Here is a 23,283-nt window from a genome sequence, read left to right as displayed (position 1 = left end):
TCGGTATGGGCAGTGTCATCGGGGAGCTTCTTCCGTTCGCGCTCGGTATCGCGATCAGTCCGCTGCCGATCATCGTCGTCATCCTCACGCTGCTCAGCCCGAAGGCGCGCACGAGCAGCCTCGGGTTCCTGATCGGGTGGGTCGTCGGCATCCTGGTGGTGATCGGCGTGCTCACGGCGCTGTCGACGTTCCTGCCCGACCGCGACGATTCCGAACCTGGAGTTGCGGCGGGCCTCGCCAAGCTGGTGGTCGGCGTGCTGCTCGTGGTGCTCGCAGTCGGCCAGTGGCGCAAGCGCCCGAAGCACGGCAAAGAGCCGAAGCTGCCGGGATGGATGCAGAAGGTCGACGCGTTCGATTTCGCCGCGGCCCTGCGGTTCGGCCTCTTCCTCTCGGCCGTGAACCCCAAGACCTACATCTTCAGCCTCAGCGTCGCGATCGACCTCGGCGTCTCCGACCTCGAGGGCACCGAGCTGCTCGTGCCGATCACGGTGTTCGCGGTGATCGCAGCATCCACCGTGCTCGTCCCCGTCGTCGCCTACGCGATCGCCGCCGACCGCCTGCGCGCACCGCTCGCGGCGCTGCACGTCTGGCTCAGCCGAGAGAACAACACCATCATGTGCGTGCTGTTCCTGGTGCTCGGCTTCTCGGCGGTCGGCAGCGGCATCGGCATCCTCTGGCCGTAGCGGATGCTGCGCTCTGTCGCGTCTAGATGTAGATCCGCGGGTTGGACGTGGCCGAGAGGTTGAGGGGAGTTCCCTGGATGCTCTGGACGGTGATCTTCACACGCCCTCGATACTTGCCGAACGAGCAGTACTTACTGCCGAAGTTCGGGATGATCGTGCCCTGGCAGAGCAGTTGGCCTCCCGGCTTTCTCACCGTGTAGCGGTGCGGTCCTCGCGGGTAGCTCGATGTCACTTTGAACTGCACGTCGCTGTAAGCATTGACGGTGAGCGTGCAGGGCGGCGGGTCGTAGAGTCCGCGACAGTACGTCGTCTTGTGTTCGGCGGCGGCGGCCATCTGAGGGATCGCGATCAATCCACCAGCGGCGACGAGCGCCGCGAGGGTCATCGCCTGCCAGCGTCGCAGATGCTTCTTGTCGGGGGACATGGTTCTGTTCACCTCTTCTCTTCCGCGCCTGCTCAGGAGAACGCCGAGATCGTCGCCTGGCTCGATAGCCCGGTCGACACCTTGACGGTCACCGTGCCCCGGTAACCGAACGAGCAGCTCCGCCAGGAACCGGACGTCATCGTGCCCTTGCACAGAGTCTTTCCCGATGCGGTCTTCATGTTCCACGCCATCTTCGTTCCGCGCGGCACGGTCGCCGTCGCGCGGAACTGCACCACTCCGTACGGGGCTTTGATCTTCACCTGGCACGATCCGGTGAACCAGACGGTGGTGCACGTGGTGGATTTCGCTGCTGCGCTCGCCGCTTGTGGCACGGCAATCGATCCGCCGGCCAGCACCAGTGCGGCCAGGGCGAGCGCCTGCCATCGGGTTGTCTTCCTCGTCTTCAGCGACATGTCTTCTCCGGTCTCGTTCAAAAGGGGAGCGGACCGGATGCGGCCCGTCGCAGCAAAGACGAAGTGAATCGCGGAATCGGTCGTCGCGTACGGGCATACCTTCCCTGCGCCCGGTGCTGACGAAAGAAGCGCACCTCCGGAGGGGTACCGGAGGTGCGCTTCGATCTCACTCGTGCATCAGTACGCCACGATGCTCGGGAAGCTCCATGCCGGCGCCTTGACGGCGACCGTGACCTTGCCCGAGTATGTGAACGAGCAGATGCGCAGCTGCCCCGATGCGGCCTTGCCGCTGCACAGGGTGCGCCCGCTGCTCGTCTTCACCGTGAAGGGCATGCTCTTGCCCATGGCGTTCGCGGTCACCCGGAAGTGGATCACTCCGTTCGCCTTCGTCGTCACCTTGCACGTACCTGCCTGATAGCTCGTGCAGTTGACCTGCTTCTTCGCCGCAGCATCCGCCGCCTGCGGTACCGCCACCGATCCCGCCATTACGAGGGCCGCCAGCGCGACGGCCTGCCAGCGGTTCTTCGTCTTCGTGTTCGTCATCATCGTGATGAGCCCCTCAGTACCGGACCGTGAGCGTCGCTCCGAAGAGCGCCGGCTTGCTGATGGTGACCTTCACGGCGCCGTCGTAGTTCGGGAAGTAGCAACCCTTCGTGCTCCCACCGTGCTTGATGGTTCCCTTGCACAGGAGCTTTCCGCCGTTGGTGCGCACCGTGTATCGCGCTTCGGTGTTGATGCCGTAACTCGTCGTGGTCAGGAGGATGCGGTGCTGCGAGGTCTTCACTTTCACGCTGCACGAGGTCGGCCCGAAGTAGCATCCCTGGGTTGTCGTCACGGCGTTAGCGGCCTGCGGCACGGCCACAGAACCCGCGAGGACCAGGCCAGCCAGCAGGATCGCCTGCCATCGCCCCTTCTTCTTCGTCGTTTCTCTGGTGTTGTTCGTCAGCATTGACATGTGTGATCTCCGGTCGTTCTTTCTTGGGGGATACCGGGCCCGGGGTCGAGCCCGTTGTCTACCAGACGACGAGCGCCGGCGAATCGGTCGTCGCGGACCGGTATGCCTCGGATCGACGCAGAAGCGCGCCTCCGGAGGGGGATTCGGAGGCGCGCTTCTTCGAGGTCACGTTGGAGCGATCACCGCAGAACGACGATCTTCTCCTCCACGCCCCACTTGTTCTCGATGGTGATCTTGACGCGTCCGGTGTACGTGCCGAACCAGCAGCTCTTGCTGCCCGCGTTGGGAGCGATGTCGCCCTTGCAGAGCAGGCGCCCGCCGGGAGTGCGGACCGTGTACCGGTGCGAGCCCTGGTTCGAGTCGGTGGAGAGCCGGAACTTCACACTCTTCTTCGCGTTCACGTACGTCGCGCACTGATCCGTGGAGAACCACTTCGCGCAGGTCGCGGTCTGCGTATAGGCGCTCGCCGCCTGCGGCGCAGCCACGGTTCCTCCCGCCACCACCAGGGCGGCCAGTGCGATCGCGGCCCAACGGTTCTTCTTCGTCTTCATCGACATTCTTCTTCTCCAGTCATCATTGATGGATGACGCACCCGGGGGAGCGCGTCGTAAGTCCAGACGGTCGAGATTCCCGAATCGGTCGTCGAATGCGGGCATACTTCGCGTACGTGAGCGGAGGTGTCGATTTCATCGATGAGGCGACGGACGCGAGCATCCGTCGCCTCACTGATGACGGGGCCTTCAGGGATTCAGCCCTCTCGTGCCGGGGGCACGTGCGGCGGCATACGTCTCGTCTCGATCAGAGGCAGAAGGCCGCTTAGCGGAAGCTGTCGGCGATGTCGACCTTAAAATTGGGGTGCCAGCCTTGTGCCACCGTGACTCGGACCCGGCCGCGATAACCGTCGAGGTTACAAATCGGACCAACCGTGTTCGTAGCGACCCGCCCCCTGCAGAGCAATTTTCCACCCGCCGTTCGCACCGTGTAATTGTGCGAGATGTAGTACTTACCGCTTGTCATGATGCCTACAACCGGCTTGGTCGCGTTGATCGCCACGATGCACACCCGAGAGCCGGGACAGCTCTTTTTTGCCCACGCGGCGTTCGCAGCCTGCGGTACGGCCACCGAGCCTGCGATCATCAGTCCGGCGAGCAGGACTGCTTGCCACCGGCCTTTCCTCTTCTTCGTCTGCGTTTTCGCTTCCTGCGGGGTGCTGCTCTGAACAGGCGTCGACATGTTCTTCGTCTCCGGTCTTCACTCATCGATGGGTGACGCACTCGAGGGAGTGCGCCACAAGGCTTGACGGTCGAGATTCCCGAATCGGTCGTCGGATACGGGCATACTTCGTGAGCACGAACCATGCGGCAACTAGGCTGAACCCGTGCTTCTCAGCGATCGCGACATCAGGGCAGAACTCGCTTCCGGAAAGATCGGGCTCTCGCCGCACGACCCGGCGATGGTGCAGCCGTCGAGTGTCGACGTGCGGCTCGACCGGTACTTCCGGCTGTTCGACAACCACAAGTACCCCTTCATCGATCCCTCGGTCGATCAGCCCGAGCTCACCCGCCTGATCGAGGTAGACCCCGACGAGCCGTTCATCCTGCACCCGGGCGAGTTCGCACTCGGAGCGACGTTCGAGCAGGTCAGCCTGGCCGACGACGTCGCCGCCCGCCTCGAGGGCAAGTCGTCGCTCGGACGCCTCGGCCTCATCACCCACTCCACCGCCGGGTTCATCGACCCGGGCTTCACCGGACACGTCACGCTCGAACTCGCCAACGTCGCAACGCTGCCGATCAAGCTGTGGCCGGGCATGAAGATCGGGCAGCTCTGCTTCTTCCGCCTGACCTCGCCCGCCGAGAACCCCTACGGCTCCGGCCCCTACGGCAACCGGTACCAGGGACAGCGGGGGCCGACGGCATCCCGTTCCTTCCAGAATTTCCATCGCACAGACGTCGGCGTCACAGACGTCGGAGCTCTCGGAGGCTGACATGACCAGCGACAGCACCACCCCGCCCGACCCCGACAAGCGCGAGAACGGCGAGGCGGATGCCGTCGTCCCGCCGCCTCCCGTCTTCGACGATGCCGCGGCCGCCGCGGTCGTGCCGCCGCCCCCGGTCTTCGACGACAATCGGGCCGACCTCGTCGTGCCCGCGCCGCCCGCGTTCGACGGTCCGCTGACCGGGTCGGTTCCACCGTTGTCGGCGTCCACCGACGACATCGTTCCCCCGCCTCCCGCCTTCGAGGGAACGACCGGTGACGCTGTGGTCCCTCCGCCACCGGTGTTCGACGGAGATGCCGCGGGTGCTCCGGCATCCGCATCGCTGCGTCGTCGTACCCCGCCCGCGTCGGTGCCCGCCGTCGTTCCCGACGCCGCGTCGACCGCGCCCGAACCCGACCCGGCATTCGTGGCACCCGAGGTTCCGGCATCCGGCGGGTACCGGGCGTGGACCGTCGCGATCTTCAGCATTCTCGTGCTGCTGCTCGCCGGCGCGATCGCCCTCGTCATCTACCTCGCGACGAGCACGACCCTGGACATCCCGGGCTTCGACGATGCCTCGTCCGACCACGGATCGAGCACCCTCGTGGCCGCGGCGCCGGTGCCTGGCTCCGACGCTCTGCCGATCTGACCCCGTTTCCCCGTTCATAACTCCGGAGAAACGGGACGCGAAGGCCCGGAAACCCGGATTTCGGGGGTTGCGGCGAGTGATTTTGAGGAGTTGTGAACGGGGAGCGTGGCACTAACTCAGGACGGATGCCGTGAATCGGCGCCGTTTCGGCCGATTCGACGGGTGTGAGCGCCATTCTTCCTGAGTTGGGTACAGGGCACGACGCGAAGAGGGGCGGATGCCGAAGCATCCGCCCCTCTCTCGATGGGGTGACTCGGGTCAGGCGTCGCGCCCGCGGCTGAAGCCGGCGTCGAAACCGCGCTCGTACGCGTGCTGCGCCAGGCGGGCCGCGCGGTGCGGACCATGCCCGCGGCGGTCACCGTGGGCGTGGGGTCCGTGGCCGCGCTCGCCGTGGGAGCCGTGGGAGCCGTGGGAGCCGTGGCCGCAGTCTCCGTCGTGGCCGGAGCCGTGTCGGGGGCCGAAACCGTGTCCGGGGCCGAAGTCGTGACGGGGTCCGAAGTCGCGCTCGCCGTCGGCGTCCGGTCCGAAGCCGTGCTCCGGTCCGAAGCCGTGCCCCGGTCCGAAACCGCGACCGGGGCCGAAGCCGTGACCGGGGCCGAAGCCACGACCCGGGCCGAAGCCGGGGCCGAAACCGTGACGGCGGCCGAAGCCGTGCCGCGGGCCGGCGTGCTTTCCGAAGCGTCCGCGGGGGCCGAAGCCGTGGCGGCGCGACCGGGGGAGAGGAGTCTCCTCGTACCACCCGAAGGCGCGGGCGATCTTCTCGAGCGAGGCGAGGGTGGTGGCGAGCTCGTCTTCGGAGACGGCTCCCGTGACCTTCGCGCGGATGCCGTCGACGATCGCGCCGAGGCGGTCCTTCGCTGCGCGTCCGTCGTCGGTGAGAGTCCAGCCGTCGCCGTCGCCGTCGGCGATGACCCAGCCGCGCTCGATGAGGCGGTGCAGCTTGTGCTCGTTGAGGGGGCGTCGCGCCGGCATCGTGCCATCGACGACGTTGAGGAGGCGCCAGTCACGGCGACCGACCTCATCGCCCTCGCGGTCGAAGGCGGCGGCGAACTCGGCCGCCATGAGGCGGTCGACGGCCTTCAGCCAGTAGCCGAAGGGGCGGGTGGTGTTCTCGGGGTTCTGTTGAGAGGTGTTCATGGGTTGCGTCCTTTTGCATGTCAGGGTGCACGTGTATGTCACTGTGCATGTACATGTAGTGTGACATGCGATGTGAATGCATGTCAAGTCGCATGTAAAATCGACGTGTGAGCACCGAAGAGATCGACCCCGCCGAAGCGATCGCCCAGGCCCTGTCCCGTCTGCGCGGGCGTCGGCCGGGAGACCGCGGCGACCGCGGGCCCCATGATCACGGGCACGGCGGTCCGCACGGCTGGCGCGGCGGACCGCGCGGGGGAGAGCGCGGGGGACCCTTCGGCCACGGGCACCCCGGCATGCCGCCGTGGATGGGCGATCCCTCCGGCCGCCTCGGCGGACCCGCGCGCATGCGGATGCTCGAAGCCCTCGCGGCGGCATCCGCACCGCTCAGCGTGAGCGAGCTCGGCGTGGCGATCGGTGTCGACCAGCCGCGCGCCTCGCGGCTCGTGCAGCAGGGTGTCGACCACGGGTTCCTGCGGCGCGAAGCCGATCCCGATGACGCCCGTCGCACGCGCATCGCACTCACCGACGAGGGCCGCAGCCTCGCCCGCGGCATGCGGGGCGAGCGACGTCAGCTGCTCAGTGGCGCTCTCGCCGCGTTCACCGACGAAGAGCGCACCGAGCTGGCCCGTCTTCTCAACAAGCTCGCCGACAACTGGCAGCGCTAGCCCGCGGGGCTCCGATCAGCGCGGCGCCTTCACCGGCAGCAGCAGCAGGAAGCCGACGAGCAGCACGATCATGATGCCCAGGATGCCGAACGCGGTCTGCGCCGTGAGCACGATGAGCAGCGTCCAGGCGCCCGAGGCCATCCAGCTCGCCGCGCGACCGGTCGTCGCGTAGAGGCCGAAGATCTCGCCCTCGCGTCCGGCCGGGGTGACCCGGGCGAGGAACGAACGCGCGGCGGCCTGCGCCGGTCCGACGAACGCGCACAGGATGAGTCCGCCGATCCAGAACACCATCGCCCCGCCGTCGCGCAGCAGGAAGACCGCGAGTCCGGCGACGATCATCGAGCCGATCGATACGAGGATGATGCGCTTGGGGCCGACGCGGTCGTCGAGACGCCCGGCGAGGATCGTCGAGACCCCGGCGATGAGGTTCGCGGCGATGCCGAAGATGATGATGTCGTCGGTCTCGAACCGGAACACGGCAGTGCCGATGATCGCCCCGAATGCGAACACCCCGCCGAGGCCGTCGCGGAAGACGGCGCTCGAGAGCAGGTACCAGAACGTCGGGCGCGTCTCGGGTTCGCGATAGAGACCGGCGACGTCCTTCACGAGCAGCACGTAGGAGCGGAAGAATCCGACCTTGCGCTCGGGGCGGCCGAGCGAAGGCTCGGGCACGTTGAGGAAGATCGGGATGCTGAACACGATCGCCCACACCGCGCAGCCGACCGCGATCAGGCGGTAGACGAGACCGTTGTCGGTCGGCATCCCGAACCAGCCGACCGCGTTCAGCGCCACCACGATCGCGAGGGCGATGATGCCGCCGAGATATCCGAAGCCCCAGCCGAGACCCGAGATGCGTCCGACGTTCTGGGGGTTGGCGATGCCGATGAGCATCGCGTTGGAGTTGACCGCCGCGATCTCCTGGAACACCGTCGCCGCCGAGATCAGCGCGACACCCAGCCAGAACAGGCTCGGCGTCGGCTCGACGAACCACAGCCCCAGCATGCACAGGATGAGGGCGCCGGTGCCGATGCCCAACCAGAGCTTCTGTCGCCCCGCGGCATCCGCTCGCTGGCCCAGCACGGGCGCGAGCAGCAGGATGCCGAACGCCGCGATCGTCGATCCCAGGCCGAGGCCCGAGGTCAGGTCGGCCTCGGCCGCCAGGCGCACCGGGTCGTTCTCGTCGAGCGCCGCGATGTCGGCGGGCAGGAACCCCTCGCCCACGAGGTAGAGGGCGGTGAAGACGAAGGTCAGGATGACGGTGTTGAAGGGCTGCGTCGCCCAATCCCACAGCGCCCACGAGAAGACCTGCTTCTTGGGGGCCGGTGTCTCGCCGCGCAGCTCGAGGCCGATGACGGCGACGGCGCCGCTGTTCGCCGTGGCGACCGGCTCGGGGGCGCCGGGCTGGGGTTCGGGTGCGCTCATGAGTCGAAGTCTGGCCGCACCCGGTGAACGGGCGGTGACGGCGCGCCGTGCCGCAGGCCCCGGACGATCGGTCGGATGCCGTGGACGGGCGGTCGGGCGCGCGGCATCCGTGTGCACCAGGCTGGACGCATGACGATCACCTCCCCCGTGCCCACCACCGCATCCGCCCCGGCCGGACGGATGCGCTAGGGCGGGCTCATCGTCGTCATGCTCATGAGCTTCCTGCTCGTGACGGCGGAGTTCCTGCCCAACGGCGTGCTCACCGAGATGGCCACCGCGCTCGGCGTGACGCCCGGGCAGGCCGGTCAGACCGTGACGGTCACCGCGCTCGTCGGATTCATCGTCGCCCCGACCATCGGGCTCGTCTTCCCGCGCCTCGACCGCCGGTCGCTGCTGGTGTGGATGGCGCTCGCCGCCGCCGTCTCGAACCTCATCGTGGCGATCGCCCCCAACCTGATCATCGTGCTGCTCGCCCGGTTCCTGCTGGGGGCGGCGATCAGCGCCTTCTGGTCGATGTCGATCACCGTCGCGGCGCGCATCGCGGGCCCCGAGCGCCTCGGCCGCGCCGTGATGTTCACTGCCGCCGGCACCTCGCTCGCAACCGTCGCGGGTGTGCCGCTCGGCGTGATGCTCGCCGAAATCGTCGATTGGCGCACGGTGTTCGCGATCGCGGGCGTCGCCACCGGGCTCCTCGCGATCGCCCTGCGCGCGCTGTTGCCCTCGGTGCCCGCGGCGCAGGCGTCGAGCATCCGCCTGCTGGTCGACACGGTCCGTCAGCCCGGTATCGGACTCGGTCTGATCGGTCACGTCTTCGTCGTTCTCGGGCACTTCCTCGCCTACACGTACGTGCGGCTCGCGCTCGAGCGCATTCCCGATGCGGATGCCACGACCATCGTCGTGCTGCTCGCGCTGTTCGGCGCCGGCGGTCTGATCGGCAACCTCGTCATCGGTTTCGTGATCGACAAGACCTTCGCGTTCTTCGCCGTGCTCGCGCCGCTGGTGATCGCCGTGTCGGTCGCCTCGATGCTGCTGCTCTCGGGCTCGGTCGTCGGGATCGCGGTCGTCGTGTTCGTGTGGGGCTTCTTCTTCGCCTCGTGGCTGATCGTGGTGAACACGTGGGTCGGGCATCGGATGCCGTCGCGACTGGAGGCCGGCGGAAGCCTGGTGGTCGTCGGGTTCCAGGGCGCCATCATGCTCGCGGCCGGACTCGGCGGATTCCTCGTCGACGGAGCCGGGGTCGAGGTCGCCTACGTGCTGGGGGCGTCACTCCTGGTCGTCGGCGCCGTGCTCTTCGGGCTCTCGAACCGCGTGCGCGGCTGAGCGGCGGGCGACGGTTCGAGGGGGATCGTCGCCCCGCCATCCGGCACGACTTCGGAGATTCGGAACGACACGCCGCGCACGAGCGCGTTTAGACGGGGTGTCGGCCCCAGAACTCCGAAGTTGTGCCGTCCTCGGAGGGGAGGACGGGCGAAGGAACGGGGACGCGAAAGGGCGGGCGGACGCCGTGGTTTACGCCGAGACCGGCGTCCGGTGGGCCAGGCGCCACGACGACGGCGTCATGCCGGTGCGTCGGCGGAAGGCGCGGCTGAACCCCTCGTCGGAGGCGTAGCCCAGAGCGCGCGAGATGTCCGACACCGACCGCCCGGCGTCGAGCATCCGCTTGGCCTGATCGACGCGCACCTCGGTGACGTACTCGGCGGGGGAGCGTCCGATCGCGCTGCGGAACCGCTCCGCGAAGGTCGAGCGCGACATCGCGCCGACGCTCGCGAGGCGCTCGACGGTCCAGTCTCGGCCGGGCTCGTCGTGGATCGCGTCGATCACGCGGTCGAGGAACGGGTCGCTCGACGTCTGCAGCCACCCGGCGGGCGCGCAGCCGTTCTCGGCCCACGCGCGGATCACCGACAGGAACACGGTGGTCGCCATGAGCTTGCAGATCACCGGATCGGTGCGCCGGAGCGGGAACTGCGTCGGGTCGACGAGTCCCATGCTGGCGGCGAGCGTGGCGGCGGCGGGTTCGAGAGCGTCGAAGCCGGTGACGGTCACGAGATCGGGAAGCAGGGCGAGCAGCGGGGATGCCGCGTCGGCGAGTTCGATGTCGAGCACGATGAGAGTGGTGTCGCCGTCGGCCTCGAGAGCGAAGGGGGAGCCGCCCCGTGTGAGGAAGGCGTCGCCCGAGACCAGGAGATCGCGCGGTGCGCCGGCATCGACCGACACCTCCTGCGAGGAGCGATCGACGTCGAGGCGGCATCCGGCCTGGAGCGGCGGATGCCCCGCCACCCCGCCCTCGGCGACGTAGACGAGCGTCATTGCGTCGGGCATCATCGGCAGCAGCTCGCCCGAGGAGATGGGGACGCGGCGGGCGAAGCCCACGCGGAGGTCGACGGTCGCGAGCACGCGCGCCAGAGCATCCGCATCCACAGTCATGCTTTCGGAAACGCGGTCGTGCCCGGCCTTATTCCGCTCATAGGAGCCGCCGATACCCTGGAACCACCCCCACCCGAGGAGTCCCGTGTTTCGAACGCCCGACCGCCTGTACCGAGTTCTCGCGATCGCGGAGGCGATCACCTGGACCCTCCTGATCGGCGCGATCATCGCCCGCGCCCTCGGCGCCCCGGGGATCGTGGTGACGATCGGCGGAGGCATCCACGGGTTCGTGTTCCTCGCCTACGGGGCGACTGCGCTGCTCGTCGCCGTCAATCAGCGCTGGCACGTCGGGGTCGCGATCCTCGCGGTCGCGAGCGCCGTGGTGCCGTACGCGACGATCCCCATGGAGATCTGGCTGCACCGCACCGGCCGCCTCGCGGGAGCCTGGCGCCTCGAGGCCACCGACGACCCGCGCGACCGCCGCTGGTACGACCGCCTCATGCGCTGGTTCCTGCGCCGGCCGGTCGTGCTCGTGCTCCTGCTGGCCGTGGCGATCGTCGCCCTCTACGTGATCCTGCTGATCGCGGGTCCTCCCGGCGGCAAGTGAGCGCGTCCGCAGTCCTCAGGGCGTGACGACGACCGAGTTGGTGTCGGCGATCTCGCCGAGCACAGCCGCGGGGTCGCCGGTCGTGCAGTCGACGATGACGTACAGCCCGACGCCGACCTCGCTGAACGCGCGAGCCGCCATGATCCAGGTGCGGCCGGTGTCCTGGCCGACCACCTGGCGGTTCTCGACCGCGTCGTTGCCGCCGACCTGGTAGCTGAACGCGCCCGTCGTCGCGTTCGGGGTGATGTCTTCGGGAGATCCTCCGAGGACGGCGGCGATGACGGCATCCGAGGTGGCGCTGTCGTCGCCGACGACCTGCATGTCGGCACCGATCGTGCCCTGCCAGAAGTGCGCCGTGCAGGATCCGTCGACCGTGGCGTAGCTCCAGTTGCCCTGCCCGTCGTCGGGCGAGGCCATCTCCCACCCCTCGTCGACGAGCAGTCCGTCACCCCACTGGATGTAGGCGGTCGACGGGAGGGAGAGACCGTCGTCGAACGACAGCGTGGTCGGGATGCCGTCGGCGGTCGACGTCTCCTCCGGCGCGGGGGTGGTCGTGTCCTCCGCTGCGGGCGCGTCGGCGGGGATCTGGGCGTAGATGCAGCCGCTCAGCGGAAGGAGGGCCGCGGTCACGACGAGGACGGCGGCGAGACGGGGCAGGGGCATCGAGGGCATACGGGGAGCCTAATCACTCGCGTTCACCTCGCACAGGGGCAGGACTGCCCATGCGGCGTCAGTGCGAGGTCGCGATCCCGAGCCCGTCGTGCACGATGACCGCCGCGACCCGCGCGCCCGCTCCCGCCGCCACGATCAACTGCTGGGGGCCGGGCGCCGCCGCATCGCCCGCCGCGTACAACCCCGCGACGTCGGTGCGCCCGGAGCGATCGGTGAGCAGGTGGCCCGCGGCGTCGCGCGCCGGGTCGATGCCGTCGAGGAAGGGCAGAGAGGCATCCCACTCCGGGCGGACGAACCCGCCCTCGATCGCGACGGAGGTGCCGTCGGCGAGCCGCACGGCCTCGAGCTGCCCGCGGTCGCCGACGAGCTCGACGATCGGATGCCGCTGCACCACCGCTCCGGCGGCGGCGAGTTCGGCCTCCTCCTGCGCGCTCACGACCGAGGCGCCGTTCGTGAACACCGTGAGGCTCTCGGTCCAGCGCGAGATCAGGCGGGCGCGATCGGCGAGGTCCGTCGTCTCGCCGATCAGGGCGAGTGTGCGCCCCTGCAGCTCCCACGCATCGCAGGCGGCGCAGCTGAACAGGCTCATGCCGTAGAAGCCGCGCAGATCCGGCACCGCGGGGAGCGTCTCGCGCAGGCCGGTCGCGATCAGCACCGCCGGGGCGGATGCCGTTCCCGCGGGCTCGCGGCGGCCGATCTCGGCCGTGAACCCGGCATCCGTCCGTCGCAGCGAGACCACCCGCACCCGTGAGCGGATCTCGACGTTCGGATACGCCGCGAGCTCCGCGCGGGCGAGCCGGCGCAGCTCGTGCGGCGGGATGCCGTCGCGCGTCAGAAATCCGTGCGAGGCGAGTGTGGCGGCGTTGCGCGGCCGGTCGGCGTCGACGACGAGCACCCGGGCGAGGGAGCGGCCGAGGTTGAGGGCGGCCGAGAGTCCGGCGGGGCCGCCGCCGATGATGATCACGTCGTATTCGGTGTGGTCCACAGCATCCTCCTGACCTGCGTTCGTCGCGCACGCGGTCTCGGATGGGATGCGGCTGCGCCGCCCGGGCGACGCCGCCGCGAGCCGCATCGGGTAAGGCTCGCCTTACTTCCATCCTGCCATGCGACTCCGCCGATGGCCCACATCGCTCTCGGATTCAAAGTTGAGCCAGTTCATATCAAGTTTGTTTGACAGTCATCTCGCGTCGATGTACAGTTGAGCCATCGCGACTCAGGTTTCCTGTTCGCCGCAGATTTTCAGACCAACCATCGTCAGCAACACAAAGGAGAACAACATGGCACGTGCTGTGGGAATCGACCTCGGTACGACGAACTCCGTCGTCAGCGTCCTCGAGGGCGGCGAGCCGAAGGTCATCGCCAACGCCGAGGGCTTCCGCACCACCCCGTCGGTGGTCGCCTTCACCAAGGACGGCGAGGTGCTCGTCGGTGAGACCGCCAAGCGCCAGGCCGTCACGAACGTCGACCGCACCATCGCGTCGGTCAAGCGTCACATCGGAACCGACTGGACCTTCGACGTCGACGGCAAGAAGTGGACGCCGCAGGAGATCTCCGCGCGCATCCTCATGAAGCTCAAGCGCGACGCCGAGTCGTACCTGGGCGACACGGTGACCGACGCGGTCATCACCGTCCCCGCGTACTTCAACGACGCCGAGCGCCAGGCCACCAAGGAGGCCGGCGAGATCGCGGGCCTCAACGTCCTTCGCATCATCAACGAGCCCACCGCCGCGGCCCTCGCGTACGGCCTCGACAAGGGCAAGGAAGACGAGCTCATCCTGGTCTTCGACCTCGGTGGTGGAACGTTCGACGTCTCGCTGCTCGAAGTGGGCAAGGACGACGACTTCTCGACGATCCAGGTGCGCGCCACGGCCGGTGACAACCGCCTCGGTGGAGACGACTGGGACCAGCGCCTCGTCGACTACCTGATCTCGCAGTTCAAGTCCACGACCGGTGTCGACGTCTCGGGTGACAAGATCGCCCTGCAGCGCCTCAAGGAGGCTGCGGAGCAGGCGAAGAAGGAGCTCTCGTCCTCGACGAGCACCTCGATCAACCTCCCGTACCTCTCGCTCACCGACTCGGGCCCCGTCTCGCTCAGCGAGACCATCACCCGCGCGAAGTTCGAGGACCTCACGAAGGACCTGCTCGACCGCACCAAGAAGCCCTTCGAGGACGTCATCCGCGAAGCCGGCATCAAGGTCGCCGACATCGACCACATCGTGCTCGTCGGTGGATCGACGCGTATGCCCGCCGTCGCCGAGCTCGTCAAGCGCGAGACCGGCAAGGAAGCCAACAAGGGCGTCAACCCGGACGAGGTCGTCGCCGTCGGCGCCGCTCTGCAGGCCGGTGTCCTGAAGGGCGAGCGCAAGGACGTCCTCCTCATCGACGTCACCCCGCTGAGCCTCGGCATCGAGACCAAGGGCGGCATGATGACGAAGCTCATCGACCGCAACACCGCGATCCCGACCAAGCGCAGCGAGACCTTCACCACGGCCGACGACAACCAGCCGTCCGTCGCGATCCAGGTCTTCCAGGGCGAGCGCGAGTTCACCCGCGACAACAAGCCGCTCGGAACCTTCGAGCTCACCGGAATCGCCCCGGCCCCCCGTGGCATCCCGCAGGTCGAGGTGACCTTCGACATCGACGCCAACGGCATCGTGCACGTGTCCGCCAAGGACAAGGGCACGGGCAAGGAGCAGTCGATGACGATCACCGGCGGCTCGTCGCTGTCGAAGGACGACATCGAGCGCATGGTGCGCGAGGCCGAGGAGAACGCTGCCGAGGACAAGAAGCGCCGTGAGGCCGCCGAGGTCCGCAACCAGGCCGAGACCCTCGCCTACTCGATCGACAAGCTGATCAAGGACAACGAGGACAAGCTCCCCGCCGACGTCAAGGAGTCGGTCCAGGCCGACGTCGACGCCCTCAAGACGGCTCTCGCCGGCGAGGACGACGACGCCGTGAAGACCGCGTTCGACAAGCTCAACGAGTCGCAGACGAAGCTGGGCGAGGCGATCTACGCGCAGTCCCAGGCGGATGCCGCGGCCGGTGCCGCCCCCGAGGGCGACGCTCCTCAGGGTGATGCATCCTCGTCCGACGAGGATGTCATCGACGCCGAGGTCGTCGACGACGAGGACGAGAAGAAGTAATCATGGCTGACAAGGACTTCGAAGAGAACAACGGAGTCGCAGGCGAGGGGTCGGATGCTCAGGCATCCGGCCCCGCGCCGCAGAATCCGGACTCCACCGAGGCCGCAGCGGCCGAGGGCTCGGACGAGACGCCGGTCGACGCGATGGATTCGGTTCCTGAGCCTGTCGAAGGGCTCACGGTCGACGACATCCTCGGCGCGACGCAGACCGGTGAGGCCGCGGCGGAGGACGCCGTGCTCGCCGACCTCGAGTCGACGCTGCTCAATGACCTCAAGCGCCTGCAGGCCGAGTACGCGAACTACCGTCGCCGCACGGAGGAGTCGCGCCAGGTCGAGATCGAGCGCGCGAAGGGCGAGGCCGTCAAGGGCCTGATCCCGGTGCTCGACGATCTCGATCGCGCCAGCCAGCACGGCGACCTCGTCGACGGCACCCCCTTCGCCGTGATCGCCGAGAAGGTGCGCGCGGTCGTGGAGCGGCTCGGCGTCGTCTCGTACGGCGAGAAGGGCGAGGAGTTCGACCCGCAGCGCCACGAGGCCATCTTCCAGCAGCCGACGCCCGGCGTCGACAAGACCACGATCCTCGAGGTCGTCGAGGTGGGATACCGCCTCGGAGACGTCGAGCTGCGTCCTGCGAAGGTCGTCGTCGCCGTCCCCGCGGAGTAGGTGATGCATGGCTAGCCAGGATTGGTTCGACAAGGACTTCTACAAGACCCTCGGGGTCTCGAAGGACGTGAGCGAGGCCGACCTCAAGAAGGCCTACCGCAAGCTCGCACGGAAGTACCACCCGGATTCCAACCAGGGTGATGCCAAGGCAGAGGCGACCTTCAAGGAGATCAGCGAGGCGTACTCGGTGCTCTCCGACGCCGAGCAGCGCAAGGAGTACGACGAGATCCGCGCCATGGGCTCGGGCGCCCGCTTCACGGCGGGCGGCTCGGGTGCCGGCGGGTTCGAAGACGTCTTCAGTCGCTTCGGCCAGGGAGGGCGCGGGCAGTCCGCCGACTTCGAGGACATCTTCGCGATGTTCAACCAGGGTCAGGGCGGAGGAGGCTTCGGCAACGGACGCTTCGGGCAGACGAGCGGCGGATTCCGCGGCTTCGGCGGCCCGCAGCGCGGTGCCGATGTCACGGCCCGCACCACCCTCGACTTCGTCACCGCCGTGCAGGGGGAGACGATCTCGCTACAGGGTGACGACGGCAAGCCGTTCAAGGTGAAGATCCCGGCCGGGGTCGCCGACGGGCAGAAGATCCGTCTGCGCGGCCGCGGTCGGCCTTCGCCGGACGGGGGCGAGAGCGGTGACATCGTGGTGCAGATCACGGTGCGCCCGCATCCCGTCTTCACCCGTGACGGCCTCAACCTGCGCGTCGTCGTGCCGGTGACCTTCACCGAGGCGACGCTCGGCGCGACCATCGAGGTCCCCACGCTGAGCGGAGACGTCGTCAAGCTCCGGGTCGCCCCCGGCACCCCCTCCGGGCGGGTGCTGCGGGTCAAGGGCCGCGGCGTCACGACCGGCAAGGGCACCGGCGATCTGCTCGCCGAGCTGCAGGTGGCCGTGCCGACGCACCTCGACGAGGCGGCGCGCGAGGCGCTCGAGAAGTTCCAGGCCCTGGAGCCGACCGAGAACCCCCGCGCCGAGCTCATGGCGAAGGCGCGGCGATGACGTCCTTCGTCTCGCTCCGCTCGCTCAGGAACCGGGCACTTTCACCGGTCCCTGAGCGAGGAGCGGAGCGACGAGACGAAGGGGCCCGCCATGGACGCTGACACCCCGGTCTTCGCGATCGCCGTCGCGGCCGAGCTCGCGGGCATGCACCCGCAGACGCTGCGCCAGTACGACCGCATCGGCCTGGTCACCCCCGGCCGCACGCGCGGCGGTTCTCGCCGGTACTCGCATCGCGACATCGAGCAGCTCCGTGAGGTCGCCCAGCTGTCGTCCGAGGGGATGAGCCTGCCGGCGATCGCCCGACTCCTCGACCTCGAGGACGAGAATCGGATGCTCCGCCGCCGCATCGCCGACCTCGAGGCCTCTCTGCGTTCCGAGCGCGAGAATCGCCCCGGAGTGCGCGTGTTCGCGGCGGGTTCATCCGGTGTGGTGCCGATGCCGTCGGGCCGACGCCTGCGTCGTTCGACCGAAGTGGTGCTCTGGAGCCCGCGCGACGGGCGCAACTGACCTCTCCCCACCGACCGGTGTGTATCCTGTCAACTGTTAACAGGAGGTCGGCGTGACACAGATCGTCAAGCGGGCAGAGTCGCTCGGAGCCCAGGTGGCACGCGTGCTGCGTCAGCGCATCGTGCGCGGGGACCTCGCGCCCGGCACCCGCATCACCGAGGAGGCGCTCGCCGAGGAGTTCGACGTGAGCCGCGGTCCGATCCGCGACGCCCTCACGCAGCTCAGCTTCGAGAACCTCGTCGAGGTGCAGCGCCCGCGCGGCGTGTACATCACCGGACTCACGAAAGACGACGTCGACCAGCTCTACAGCCTGCGCGGCGCTCTCGAGCAGCTCGCCCTCTCTCGGGCGATGCGCGTCGACGACCCAGCGCGCTGGGCGCCGATGGCGGCGGCCGTCGGGCGCATGAGTGCGGCTGCGGATGCCGGTGATCACGCGGCTTTCGTGACCGCAGACCTCGACTTCCACTCGCAGATCTACGCGCTCGCCGACCACCCGCGGCTCGAGGGGGCGTGGAGTCAGTACCTCCCGACGTTCGCCGCGCTGCTCGAGGTCACGATCAACCACGACGAAGACCTTCACGAGTCCTCGGGCGACCACTTCACGCTCATGGACGTCATGCGCACCGGCACTTCGGAGGAGGCATCCGCCGTTCTGGCCGCGCACCTCGACGGTGCCCGCGATCGGATGCTGAGCGAGATCCAGACGCGGGCCTGATCTCCCTCGGCGTTTCGAGTCGCGCGTCCCGCGGGTCTCGCCAGGCGAAGAGCGCCAGGTGAGCGGTGCGAAAGCCGGGGGCGTCAGCCCCGGCGGTGGAAGGGGCAACCGCGGACTCGACCTCCGGACGCCGGCATGGTCGGCAGGCGGCGGAGGTTCACGTCGAGGCCCTGGTCGAGGATCTCGACCCGTCGGTCGCTCAGCGCGGAGACCGCGGCCGCGAGCCCCGCGATGGCGAGCTTCTCGCCGGGGCAGCGGTGTCCCGTACGCGGATCCGCTCCGCCGTGCGGGACGAAGGTCTCGATCGCCTCGTAGTCGTCGATCCCGACGAACCGGTCCGGAACGAAGTCCGCGGGACGGTCCCACGACGCCGCATCCATGTTCGTGCCGAGGATGTCGAGCACGACGCGGTCGCCCGCCTCCACCCGCTCGCCGTCCAACTCCACGTCCTCCGTCGCCCAGGCGGGAAGCATCGGCACGAACGGCGAGGTGCGGCGGATCTCCTGCGCGAACGCCGTCGCCAGCGGGCCGCCGGTCAGCGAACCCCGCTCGGCTGCCTCGGTCGCGATGCGCCCGCGCCATTCGGGACGCTCGTGCAGTCGCTTCGCGGCGTAGGCGACGAACCGCGCCACGGCGATCATCGGGCGCAGCACGTTCTGCAGTTCGATGCCCGCGAGGCGAGGAGACAGCAGCACGCCCGTCTCATCCCTGTGCCAAGCCCACTCGTGCAGGGCGGTCCCCGCGACGGTCTCGAGCTCGCCGCGCCGCACGGCCATGATGAGGTTCTCGGCGTGGCGGTCGGACCATGCCCGGTTGAACTGCGCGCTGAGGAAGGCGAGGGAGTAGGGCGCACCGAATCCGTCCACGATCTGCGCGAGCCGCTCGGCCCACCGAGTCTTCGCCCGCGCCGTCCCCGGGAGCCCGGCCCAGCGCATGACGGCGCGACCGAAGGCGCCGATCGCGGCCTCGTAGGCGGAACGCCGGCTCGTACCGGCCGCCCAGGCGTCGACCTCGCTCCGCCACTCGCGCTCGAGGTACGGCGCGAGACGCGCGACCTGCTCGTCTTCGTACGCGACGTCGAGGAAGGTCGTCTTGCGGTGGCGGTGCGTCGCGCCGTCGAGGCTGTGCACCGAGCCCTTCCCGAAAAGGGTGTTCTGAACGAGAGCGGGCATCGCGCCGTGCCGGGCGATCCGGTCCCCGTCGTAGAACAGCGACACCGCCTCGGCGCCGCGCACGAACAGCGCAGGCTTTCCCAGCAGGCGCATCCCGACGGCGCGGGCCCCCGGTTCCGTGCGCCGCCAGAGGTGCTCGCCGAGGCGGTAGCCGCGGGTGAGCAGACCGATCGAGTCGTCGTGCAGAGGGCGGGGAGTACTCGATCGCGTCAGCATGCGCCCACTGTCCCCGCACCGATGCGCCGGCGATAGGGGCTTGCACGAAGGGCGAAGCCTGCTTAGGGCGCGAGACTCCGCCGCAGACGCCAGGTGTTGCCGCGGGGGTCGGCATAGTGTCGCAACTCGTCGAGCGCGGCGGTGGAGAGCGCCAGTCCTCGGCCGCTCTCGCTGTCGGCATCCGGCATCTCGACGCCGTCCCAGTCGATCTCCGCCGGCGGGGCGGTATCGGTGAGGGTCGCGAGGAGGTCGTCCGACGAGACGCGGATGTCGACGGTGAGGGTGACCCCGTCCGGGTCGTCGGTGTGCTGCACCATGTTGGTCGCCACCTCGCTCACGGCGAGGGTGAACAGCGTGCGGTCCCGGTCGGCGACGTGCGGGGCGTCCGCCCACAGCCCGTCGAGGGCGTCGAGGACGTGGTCGACGAGCTCGAGCCGGGCCGGCCCGTCGATGTGCACCGCGCGGGTCTCAGCGTCCATCGAACGCCGACTCCGGCGTCGGGTGGTCGCGCAGCACGCGGTCGAGGTTGGTGAGGTGCAGCACGGTCTGCACCGCTTCGGGCACGGCGGCGATGCGCAGGTCGCCGCCGGCGACGCGCGCACTCTTCAGCCCGCCCACGAGGGCGCCGAGTCCGGACGAGTCGACGAACAGCAGACCCGCCATGTCGATGACGATGTTCGATTCGCCCGCGGCGATGAGGTCGCTCACCGCGTTGCGCAGCAGCGGTGCTCCCGTCGCGGTGAGTCGACCCGTCAGGCCGATGACGGCGTAGCCGTCGCGGGTGTCAGTGCTCAGATCCATGGGGCTCCTTCTCGAGGACTCGGGCGGCCGGCCCACGATAGCGGGCGGCCTGGATGATGACGCTCAGCACGACGAGGTCGTAGAGCACCCAGGCGGTGTTGACCAGTGTGCCGGTTCCGTCGGCGGTGCCGATGATGACGCGCGTCACGCCGATGACGAGGGCGACCGTCAGCACCACCATGGCTGTCAGCTGCGGCCAGATCTGCCCCCACGGCACGCCGCGAGGATCGCGACCGTCCTTGCGCGTCACGGCGAACGACAGGGGGCGGCCGAGCACGACGTTCGCGAACGCCGTCCAGCACGCTCGTATCCACACGGGGAAGAGGGCGAGCGAGTACTGCTGCCCGCGCCAGGTCCTGACCCCCTTCGCGACCACCAGGAACAGCACCTGATTCACGATGAAGTACGGCAGGAAACGCACGAAGAAATCGACCGACCATGCGGTGACCGGGAGCACCCCGAACACGAGGTACACCACGGGAGCCGTCAGGTACACGACCGCCGCGAACCCCGACAGGTAGCTCCACATCGTCGCGAAGTACATCAGGCGCTGGCCCACCGAGAGCCCGCGCTTGACCAGGGGGTTGTCGCGGAGCATCACCTGCAACGTGCCCTGTGCCCAGCGCAGCCGTTGGGTGAGCATGGTGCGAAGGTCCTCGGGAGCGAGGCCCTTGGCGAGGATCTCGTGATGGTAGACGCTGCGCCACCCCTGCGAGTGCAGCTGCATCGCGGTCGCCATGTCCTCGGTGACCGAGATGGTCGCCATCGGGAGGATGGGCTGGGCCTCGTCTCCGCGGTCGAGGCGCAGCGCGTCGAGCAGGGCGCGCACGGCGTCGAGCGCCGTGATGGGGGAGAGGTCGGATGCCGCCAGCGTCTCGAGCCCTGCCTCGTCGACGACGATCGCATCGAGTTCGGCATCGTGCTCGATCGGCAGCGCGCCGAGTTCGGCGAGGTCGGCGCGGATACCCGCGAGATCCTGCGCGACGAGGATGCGCGACGCGTCATCGACGGCCGATCGCACCCGGTCGGCCACCTCGGCCACGGCGACGCCCGCCGCCAGGTCGCGCCGCGCCTGGCGGATCACGATCTGCAGCGCGCTGAATTCGCGCGTCAGGTTCGGATCGGCCGCGGCTCGTACCTCCGCCTCGATCATCGTCTCGGATGCGCGCAGCGCACGGGCGGCGGAGTCGGTGACCTCGCGGACGTAACCGATGATGCCGAGCCGCATGAGCGCCTCACGCCGGAGCACGGCGTTCGAACCGCAGAAGAACGCGGCGTTCCATCCGTCCTTGCCCTGCTGGATCGGACCGTAGAACAGCGGTGCCTGGGCTCCGAGAGGATCGGCCTCATCGACGTTCATGAACCACTGCGGGGTCTGGACGACGGCGACCTCGTGGTCGTCGGCGAAGTAGCCGAGGGTGCGGTGCAGGATGAGCGGATCGGGGATCTGGTCGGCGTCGAGGATGAGCAGGAACTCGCCGTCGGTCTGGAAGAGGGCGCTGTTCAGGTTGCCGGCCTTCGCGTGGCGCGGCTTGCCGGTCCAGTCGTCCGGGCGGGTGAGATACGACACCCCGGCATCACGCGCCGCCGCTTCGAGTTCCGGGCGGGAGCCGTCGTCGAGGATCCAGGTCGTGTGCGGATACGCGATGCGCTGGGCCGCACGCGCGGTCGTCATGACGAGTTCGATGGGCTCGTCGTACGTCGTGATGAAGACGTCGACCGTGCCACGCGGCTCCGATACGGGGGCCGGCCTCTCTCTGGCCCGCCACATGGTCAGGCAGAACAGGAAGGTGTCGATGAGGCTGTACGTCTCGGCGATCACGAGCGGTACCGCGATCCACCACGCCGACCAGTTCACCGATTCGAGCCAGCGCCACGCGACGTAGTTCACGCCGAGCAGCACCGACAGCAGGGCGAGGATGCGGATCGTGGCGAACCGGGCGCTCATGCATCCCTCCGGACGACGACCACGGTGATGTCGTCGGTCGCGGTTTCGGCGGTGGCGAGCCCCATCGCCTCCCGGATCGCTCCGTCGGGTCCGAGCTCGGTGAGCACGCGGTAGACGTGGGCGTAGGGATCGTCGGGATCGAGGACGTCGAGCAGGCCGTCGCTGCAGCAGACGAATGCGTCCCCGCGTGCGAGGTTCGCGAGCCGCGGTGTCCGGATCTCCGCCGGCTGCAGGCCCATGCCCATCCCGAGCGGGAGGCTCGTCGAGCGCAGATGCTCCCACGAGCCGTCTGCGCGGAGGATGAAGGCGAGACTGTGCCCGGCGTCGATCACCTCGAGGTCGCCGGACTCCGGGTCGAGTTCCGCGTGTACGGCGGTGACGAACATCGCGGTGTCGCCGAGGTCCTGCTCGAGCAGACGATCGGCTTCGGCGATCGATGCCGTCAGCCCTCGTTCGGGGGCCGTACGCAGGGAGGCGCGTACGCTCGCGGCGATCAGCGCGGGGCCGGTGCCCTTGCCCATCGCGTCGGCGAGAGTGACGCGCAGGGCGCCGTCGACGATGTCGAGGTCGTAGAAGTCGCCCGCCAGAGCGCCACGCGAGATCGAACCGCCGGCGATCGTGTAGCCCGGGACCTCGGGATGGGCGTGCGGGCGCAGCGTGCTCTGGATGACGGCGGCGTGGTCGAGCTCGGCGTCGTTGGCGAGTTCGGACTGCACCCAGAACGCGAGATCGCGCAGCAGATCGAGCTGGGCGTCCGTGAGCGTGTGCGGTTCGGTGTCGAGCACGCACAGGGTGCCGATCGGCTCTCCTCCGGGCGCGTGCAGCGGATGCCCCGCATAGAACCGCAGATGCGGGTCGCCGGTCACGAACGGGTTGTCGGCGAAGAGGTCCGTCAGTGCGGCATCCTCGATCACCACGGTGCGGTCCTGTCGAACCGTGTAATCGCAGAAGGAGTCCTGCCGTGGCGCCTGATCGGCGCCCAACCCGATCTCCGCCTTCCGCCATTGCCTGTCGCGGTCGATGAGCGAGACGCTCACCATCGGCACTCCGAACATCTCCTTCGCCAGTCGTGCCACCCGATCCACCCGCTCATCGCGGGGGGTGTCGAGGATCCCCAGTTCCTCGAGCGCTTGCTGTCTGCGTCGCTCGTCGAACACCT

General features: G+C 68.8%; 27 protein-coding genes. 11 read left to right on the top strand and 16 right to left on the bottom strand.

Annotated features, from left to right (window positions below; all coding sequences use genetic code 11):
• Positions 1-5 precede the first annotated feature (5 nt).
• Positions 6-683: a GAP family protein gene (locus ACTJKK_RS09700; RefSeq protein WP_440747829.1), complete on the top strand. Its 678-nt coding sequence runs from the start codon at positions 6-8 to the stop codon at positions 681-683.
• Between the two features lie 22 nt (positions 684-705).
• Here the strand turns inward: ACTJKK_RS09700 and ACTJKK_RS09695 are convergent, their stop codons facing one another.
• From ACTJKK_RS09695 to ACTJKK_RS09670, 6 genes are all read right to left on the bottom strand, one after another.
• Positions 706-1,119, bottom strand: coding sequence for a hypothetical protein (locus ACTJKK_RS09695; RefSeq protein ID WP_440747828.1), 414 nt, complete (start codon positions 1,117-1,119; stop codon positions 706-708).
• A 20-nt stretch (positions 1,120-1,139) separates the two neighbouring features.
• Positions 1,140-1,520, bottom strand: coding sequence for a hypothetical protein (locus ACTJKK_RS09690; RefSeq protein WP_440747827.1), 381 nt, complete (start codon positions 1,518-1,520; stop codon positions 1,140-1,142).
• 177 nt (positions 1,521-1,697) lie between these two features.
• Positions 1,698-2,066, bottom strand: coding sequence for a hypothetical protein (locus ACTJKK_RS09685; protein WP_440747826.1), 369 nt, complete (start codon positions 2,064-2,066; stop codon positions 1,698-1,700).
• A gap of 13 nt (positions 2,067-2,079) precedes the next feature.
• Positions 2,080-2,475: a hypothetical protein gene (locus tag ACTJKK_RS09680; protein ID WP_440747825.1), complete on the bottom strand. Its 396-nt coding sequence runs from the start codon at positions 2,473-2,475 to the stop codon at positions 2,080-2,082.
• 179 nt (positions 2,476-2,654) lie between these two features.
• Positions 2,655-3,026 (bottom strand): hypothetical protein, encoded by a 372-nt coding sequence (locus tag ACTJKK_RS09675; RefSeq protein WP_247957067.1) that lies wholly within the window; start codon positions 3,024-3,026, stop codon positions 2,655-2,657.
• A gap of 265 nt (positions 3,027-3,291) precedes the next feature.
• Positions 3,292-3,708, bottom strand: a complete 417-nt coding sequence (locus tag ACTJKK_RS09670; RefSeq protein ID WP_440747824.1) for a hypothetical protein — start codon at positions 3,706-3,708, stop codon at positions 3,292-3,294.
• A 145-nt stretch (positions 3,709-3,853) separates the two neighbouring features.
• On the opposite strand from ACTJKK_RS09670, the gene dcd reads away from it, so the two are divergent.
• Together dcd and ACTJKK_RS09660 are read left to right on the top strand one after the other, a co-directional pair.
• Positions 3,854-4,459 carry a dCTP deaminase gene (gene dcd / locus ACTJKK_RS09665; RefSeq protein WP_247624321.1) on the top strand — a complete coding sequence of 202 codons (606 nt, stop codon included), beginning with the start codon at positions 3,854-3,856 and terminating at the stop codon, positions 4,457-4,459.
• Position 4,460: 1 nt separating this feature from the next.
• Entirely contained in the window at positions 4,461-5,099 is a 639-nt protein-coding gene (locus tag ACTJKK_RS09660; RefSeq protein WP_440747823.1) for a hypothetical protein, read from the top strand.
• Positions 5,100-5,357: 258 nt separating this feature from the next.
• Here ACTJKK_RS09660 and ACTJKK_RS09655 read toward each other — a convergent pair whose 3' ends face one another.
• Positions 5,358-6,236 (bottom strand): hypothetical protein, encoded by an 879-nt coding sequence (locus tag ACTJKK_RS09655; RefSeq protein WP_440747822.1) that lies wholly within the window; start codon positions 6,234-6,236, stop codon positions 5,358-5,360.
• Positions 6,237-6,343: 107 nt separating this feature from the next.
• On the opposite strand from ACTJKK_RS09655, the gene ACTJKK_RS09650 reads away from it, so the two are divergent.
• Positions 6,344-6,901: a MarR family winged helix-turn-helix transcriptional regulator gene (locus ACTJKK_RS09650; RefSeq protein ID WP_440747821.1), complete on the top strand. Its 558-nt coding sequence runs from the start codon at positions 6,344-6,346 to the stop codon at positions 6,899-6,901.
• 15 nt (positions 6,902-6,916) lie between these two features.
• On the opposite strand, the gene ACTJKK_RS09645 is transcribed toward ACTJKK_RS09650, so the two are convergent.
• Positions 6,917-8,323: an MFS transporter gene (locus tag ACTJKK_RS09645; protein ID WP_440747820.1), complete on the bottom strand. Its 1,407-nt coding sequence runs from the start codon at positions 8,321-8,323 to the stop codon at positions 6,917-6,919.
• 207 nt (positions 8,324-8,530) lie between these two features.
• Between ACTJKK_RS09645 and ACTJKK_RS09640 the strand changes: the two genes are divergently transcribed.
• Positions 8,531-9,643: an MFS transporter gene (locus ACTJKK_RS09640; RefSeq protein ID WP_440747819.1), complete on the top strand. Its 1,113-nt coding sequence runs from the start codon at positions 8,531-8,533 to the stop codon at positions 9,641-9,643.
• Positions 9,644-9,832: 189 nt separating this feature from the next.
• On the opposite strand, the gene ACTJKK_RS09635 is transcribed toward ACTJKK_RS09640, so the two are convergent.
• Entirely contained in the window at positions 9,833-10,747 is a 915-nt protein-coding gene (locus ACTJKK_RS09635; RefSeq protein ID WP_247633657.1) for a helix-turn-helix domain-containing protein, read from the bottom strand.
• A gap of 85 nt (positions 10,748-10,832) precedes the next feature.
• Between ACTJKK_RS09635 and ACTJKK_RS09630 the strand changes: the two genes are divergently transcribed.
• Positions 10,833-11,294 (top strand): DUF3817 domain-containing protein, encoded by a 462-nt coding sequence (locus tag ACTJKK_RS09630; protein ID WP_247633658.1) that lies wholly within the window; start codon positions 10,833-10,835, stop codon positions 11,292-11,294.
• Positions 11,295-11,309: 15 nt separating this feature from the next.
• Here ACTJKK_RS09630 and ACTJKK_RS09625 read toward each other — a convergent pair whose 3' ends face one another.
• The gene (locus tag ACTJKK_RS09625) at positions 11,310-11,966 is read right to left on the bottom strand and encodes a hypothetical protein (RefSeq protein WP_440747818.1); all 657 of its coding nucleotides are present in this window, start codon (positions 11,964-11,966) and stop codon (positions 11,310-11,312) included.
• A gap of 58 nt (positions 11,967-12,024) precedes the next feature.
• Positions 12,025-12,951, bottom strand: a complete 927-nt coding sequence (locus ACTJKK_RS09620; RefSeq protein WP_440747817.1) for an NAD(P)/FAD-dependent oxidoreductase — start codon at positions 12,949-12,951, stop codon at positions 12,025-12,027.
• A gap of 292 nt (positions 12,952-13,243) precedes the next feature.
• Between ACTJKK_RS09620 and dnaK the strand changes: the two genes are divergently transcribed.
• From dnaK to ACTJKK_RS09595, 5 genes are all read left to right on the top strand, one after another.
• Positions 13,244-15,109 (top strand): molecular chaperone DnaK, encoded by a 1,866-nt coding sequence (gene dnaK, locus ACTJKK_RS09615; RefSeq protein ID WP_247633661.1) that lies wholly within the window; start codon positions 13,244-13,246, stop codon positions 15,107-15,109.
• Positions 15,110-15,111: 2 nt separating this feature from the next.
• Complete coding sequence (locus ACTJKK_RS09610) at positions 15,112-15,771, top strand: nucleotide exchange factor GrpE (RefSeq protein WP_247624333.1); 660 nt, start codon at positions 15,112-15,114, stop codon at positions 15,769-15,771.
• 7 nt (positions 15,772-15,778) lie between these two features.
• Positions 15,779-16,765: a DnaJ C-terminal domain-containing protein gene (locus ACTJKK_RS09605; RefSeq protein WP_247624334.1), complete on the top strand. Its 987-nt coding sequence runs from the start codon at positions 15,779-15,781 to the stop codon at positions 16,763-16,765.
• A 90-nt stretch (positions 16,766-16,855) separates the two neighbouring features.
• Positions 16,856-17,272, top strand: coding sequence for a heat shock protein transcriptional repressor HspR (locus ACTJKK_RS09600; protein WP_247624335.1), 417 nt, complete (start codon positions 16,856-16,858; stop codon positions 17,270-17,272).
• 52 nt (positions 17,273-17,324) lie between these two features.
• Complete coding sequence (locus ACTJKK_RS09595; RefSeq protein ID WP_247633663.1) at positions 17,325-17,987, top strand: GntR family transcriptional regulator; 663 nt, start codon at positions 17,325-17,327, stop codon at positions 17,985-17,987.
• 83 nt (positions 17,988-18,070) lie between these two features.
• Here ACTJKK_RS09595 and ACTJKK_RS09590 read toward each other — a convergent pair whose 3' ends face one another.
• The 5 genes from ACTJKK_RS09590 to ACTJKK_RS09570 form a co-directional block, all read right to left on the bottom strand.
• Entirely contained in the window at positions 18,071-19,375 is a 1,305-nt protein-coding gene (locus tag ACTJKK_RS09590; protein WP_440747816.1) for a cytochrome P450, read from the bottom strand.
• A 62-nt stretch (positions 19,376-19,437) separates the two neighbouring features.
• Positions 19,438-19,854: an ATP-binding protein gene (locus ACTJKK_RS09585; RefSeq protein ID WP_440747815.1), complete on the bottom strand. Its 417-nt coding sequence runs from the start codon at positions 19,852-19,854 to the stop codon at positions 19,438-19,440.
• Complete coding sequence (locus ACTJKK_RS09580; RefSeq protein WP_247633666.1) at positions 19,844-20,176, bottom strand: STAS domain-containing protein; 333 nt, start codon at positions 20,174-20,176, stop codon at positions 19,844-19,846. The genes ACTJKK_RS09585 and ACTJKK_RS09580 overlap by 11 nt, the downstream gene beginning before the upstream one ends.
• Positions 20,160-22,124, bottom strand: a complete 1,965-nt coding sequence (locus ACTJKK_RS09575; protein ID WP_440747814.1) for a glycosyltransferase family 2 protein — start codon at positions 22,122-22,124, stop codon at positions 20,160-20,162. The genes ACTJKK_RS09580 and ACTJKK_RS09575 overlap by 17 nt, the downstream gene beginning before the upstream one ends.
• On the bottom strand, positions 22,121-23,281 hold the full coding sequence (locus ACTJKK_RS09570) for a PP2C family protein-serine/threonine phosphatase (protein WP_247957051.1): 1,161 nt from the start codon (positions 23,279-23,281) through the stop codon (positions 22,121-22,123). The genes ACTJKK_RS09575 and ACTJKK_RS09570 overlap by 4 nt, the downstream gene beginning before the upstream one ends.
• Between the last annotated feature and the right edge of the window lie 2 nt (positions 23,282-23,283).

Source organism: Microbacterium sp. 22179, assembly GCF_052045715.1.
Taxonomy (GTDB): domain Bacteria; phylum Actinomycetota; class Actinomycetes; order Actinomycetales; family Microbacteriaceae; genus Microbacterium; species Microbacterium galbinum.
The sequence above is the reverse complement of the archived record's forward strand: the minus strand, read 5'-3'. Positions and strand labels throughout refer to the sequence as shown.

Excerpts from the sequence above, each read along its gene's own strand:
- ACTJKK_RS09635 (WP_247633657.1), bottom strand. The coding sequence starts at position 10,747 with ATGACTGTGGATGCGGATGCTCTGGCGCGCGTGCTCGCGACCGTCGAC.
- ACTJKK_RS09640 (WP_440747819.1), top strand. The coding sequence starts at position 8,531 with ATGCTCATGAGCTTCCTGCTCGTGACGGCGGAGTTCCTGCCCAACGGC.
- ACTJKK_RS09690 (WP_440747827.1), bottom strand. The coding sequence starts at position 1,520 with ATGTCGCTGAAGACGAGGAAGACAACCCGATGGCAGGCGCTCGCCCTG.
- ACTJKK_RS09585 (WP_440747815.1), bottom strand. The coding sequence starts at position 19,854 with ATGGACGCTGAGACCCGCGCGGTGCACATCGACGGGCCGGCCCGGCTC.
- dnaK (WP_247633661.1), top strand. The coding sequence starts at position 13,244 with ATGGCACGTGCTGTGGGAATCGACCTCGGTACGACGAACTCCGTCGTC.
- ACTJKK_RS09600 (WP_247624335.1), top strand. The coding sequence starts at position 16,856 with ATGGACGCTGACACCCCGGTCTTCGCGATCGCCGTCGCGGCCGAGCTC.
- ACTJKK_RS09645 (WP_440747820.1), bottom strand. The coding sequence starts at position 8,323 with ATGAGCGCACCCGAACCCCAGCCCGGCGCCCCCGAGCCGGTCGCCACG.
- ACTJKK_RS09625 (WP_440747818.1), bottom strand. The coding sequence starts at position 11,966 with ATGCCCTCGATGCCCCTGCCCCGTCTCGCCGCCGTCCTCGTCGTGACC.
- ACTJKK_RS09575 (WP_440747814.1), bottom strand. The coding sequence starts at position 22,124 with ATGAGCGCCCGGTTCGCCACGATCCGCATCCTCGCCCTGCTGTCGGTG.
- ACTJKK_RS09605 (WP_247624334.1), top strand. The coding sequence starts at position 15,779 with ATGGCTAGCCAGGATTGGTTCGACAAGGACTTCTACAAGACCCTCGGG.
- ACTJKK_RS09670 (WP_440747824.1), bottom strand. The coding sequence starts at position 3,708 with ATGTCGACGCCTGTTCAGAGCAGCACCCCGCAGGAAGCGAAAACGCAG.
- ACTJKK_RS09610 (WP_247624333.1), top strand. The coding sequence starts at position 15,112 with ATGGCTGACAAGGACTTCGAAGAGAACAACGGAGTCGCAGGCGAGGGG.
- ACTJKK_RS09675 (WP_247957067.1), bottom strand. The coding sequence starts at position 3,026 with ATGAAGACGAAGAAGAACCGTTGGGCCGCGATCGCACTGGCCGCCCTG.
- ACTJKK_RS09580 (WP_247633666.1), bottom strand. The coding sequence starts at position 20,176 with ATGGATCTGAGCACTGACACCCGCGACGGCTACGCCGTCATCGGCCTG.
- ACTJKK_RS09655 (WP_440747822.1), bottom strand. The coding sequence starts at position 6,236 with ATGAACACCTCTCAACAGAACCCCGAGAACACCACCCGCCCCTTCGGC.
- ACTJKK_RS09700 (WP_440747829.1), top strand. The coding sequence starts at position 6 with ATGGGCAGTGTCATCGGGGAGCTTCTTCCGTTCGCGCTCGGTATCGCG.
- ACTJKK_RS09590 (WP_440747816.1), bottom strand. The coding sequence starts at position 19,375 with ATGCTGACGCGATCGAGTACTCCCCGCCCTCTGCACGACGACTCGATC.
- ACTJKK_RS09660 (WP_440747823.1), top strand. The coding sequence starts at position 4,461 with ATGACCAGCGACAGCACCACCCCGCCCGACCCCGACAAGCGCGAGAAC.
- ACTJKK_RS09685 (WP_440747826.1), bottom strand. The coding sequence starts at position 2,066 with ATGATGACGAACACGAAGACGAAGAACCGCTGGCAGGCCGTCGCGCTG.
- ACTJKK_RS09680 (WP_440747825.1), bottom strand. The coding sequence starts at position 2,475 with ATGTCAATGCTGACGAACAACACCAGAGAAACGACGAAGAAGAAGGGG.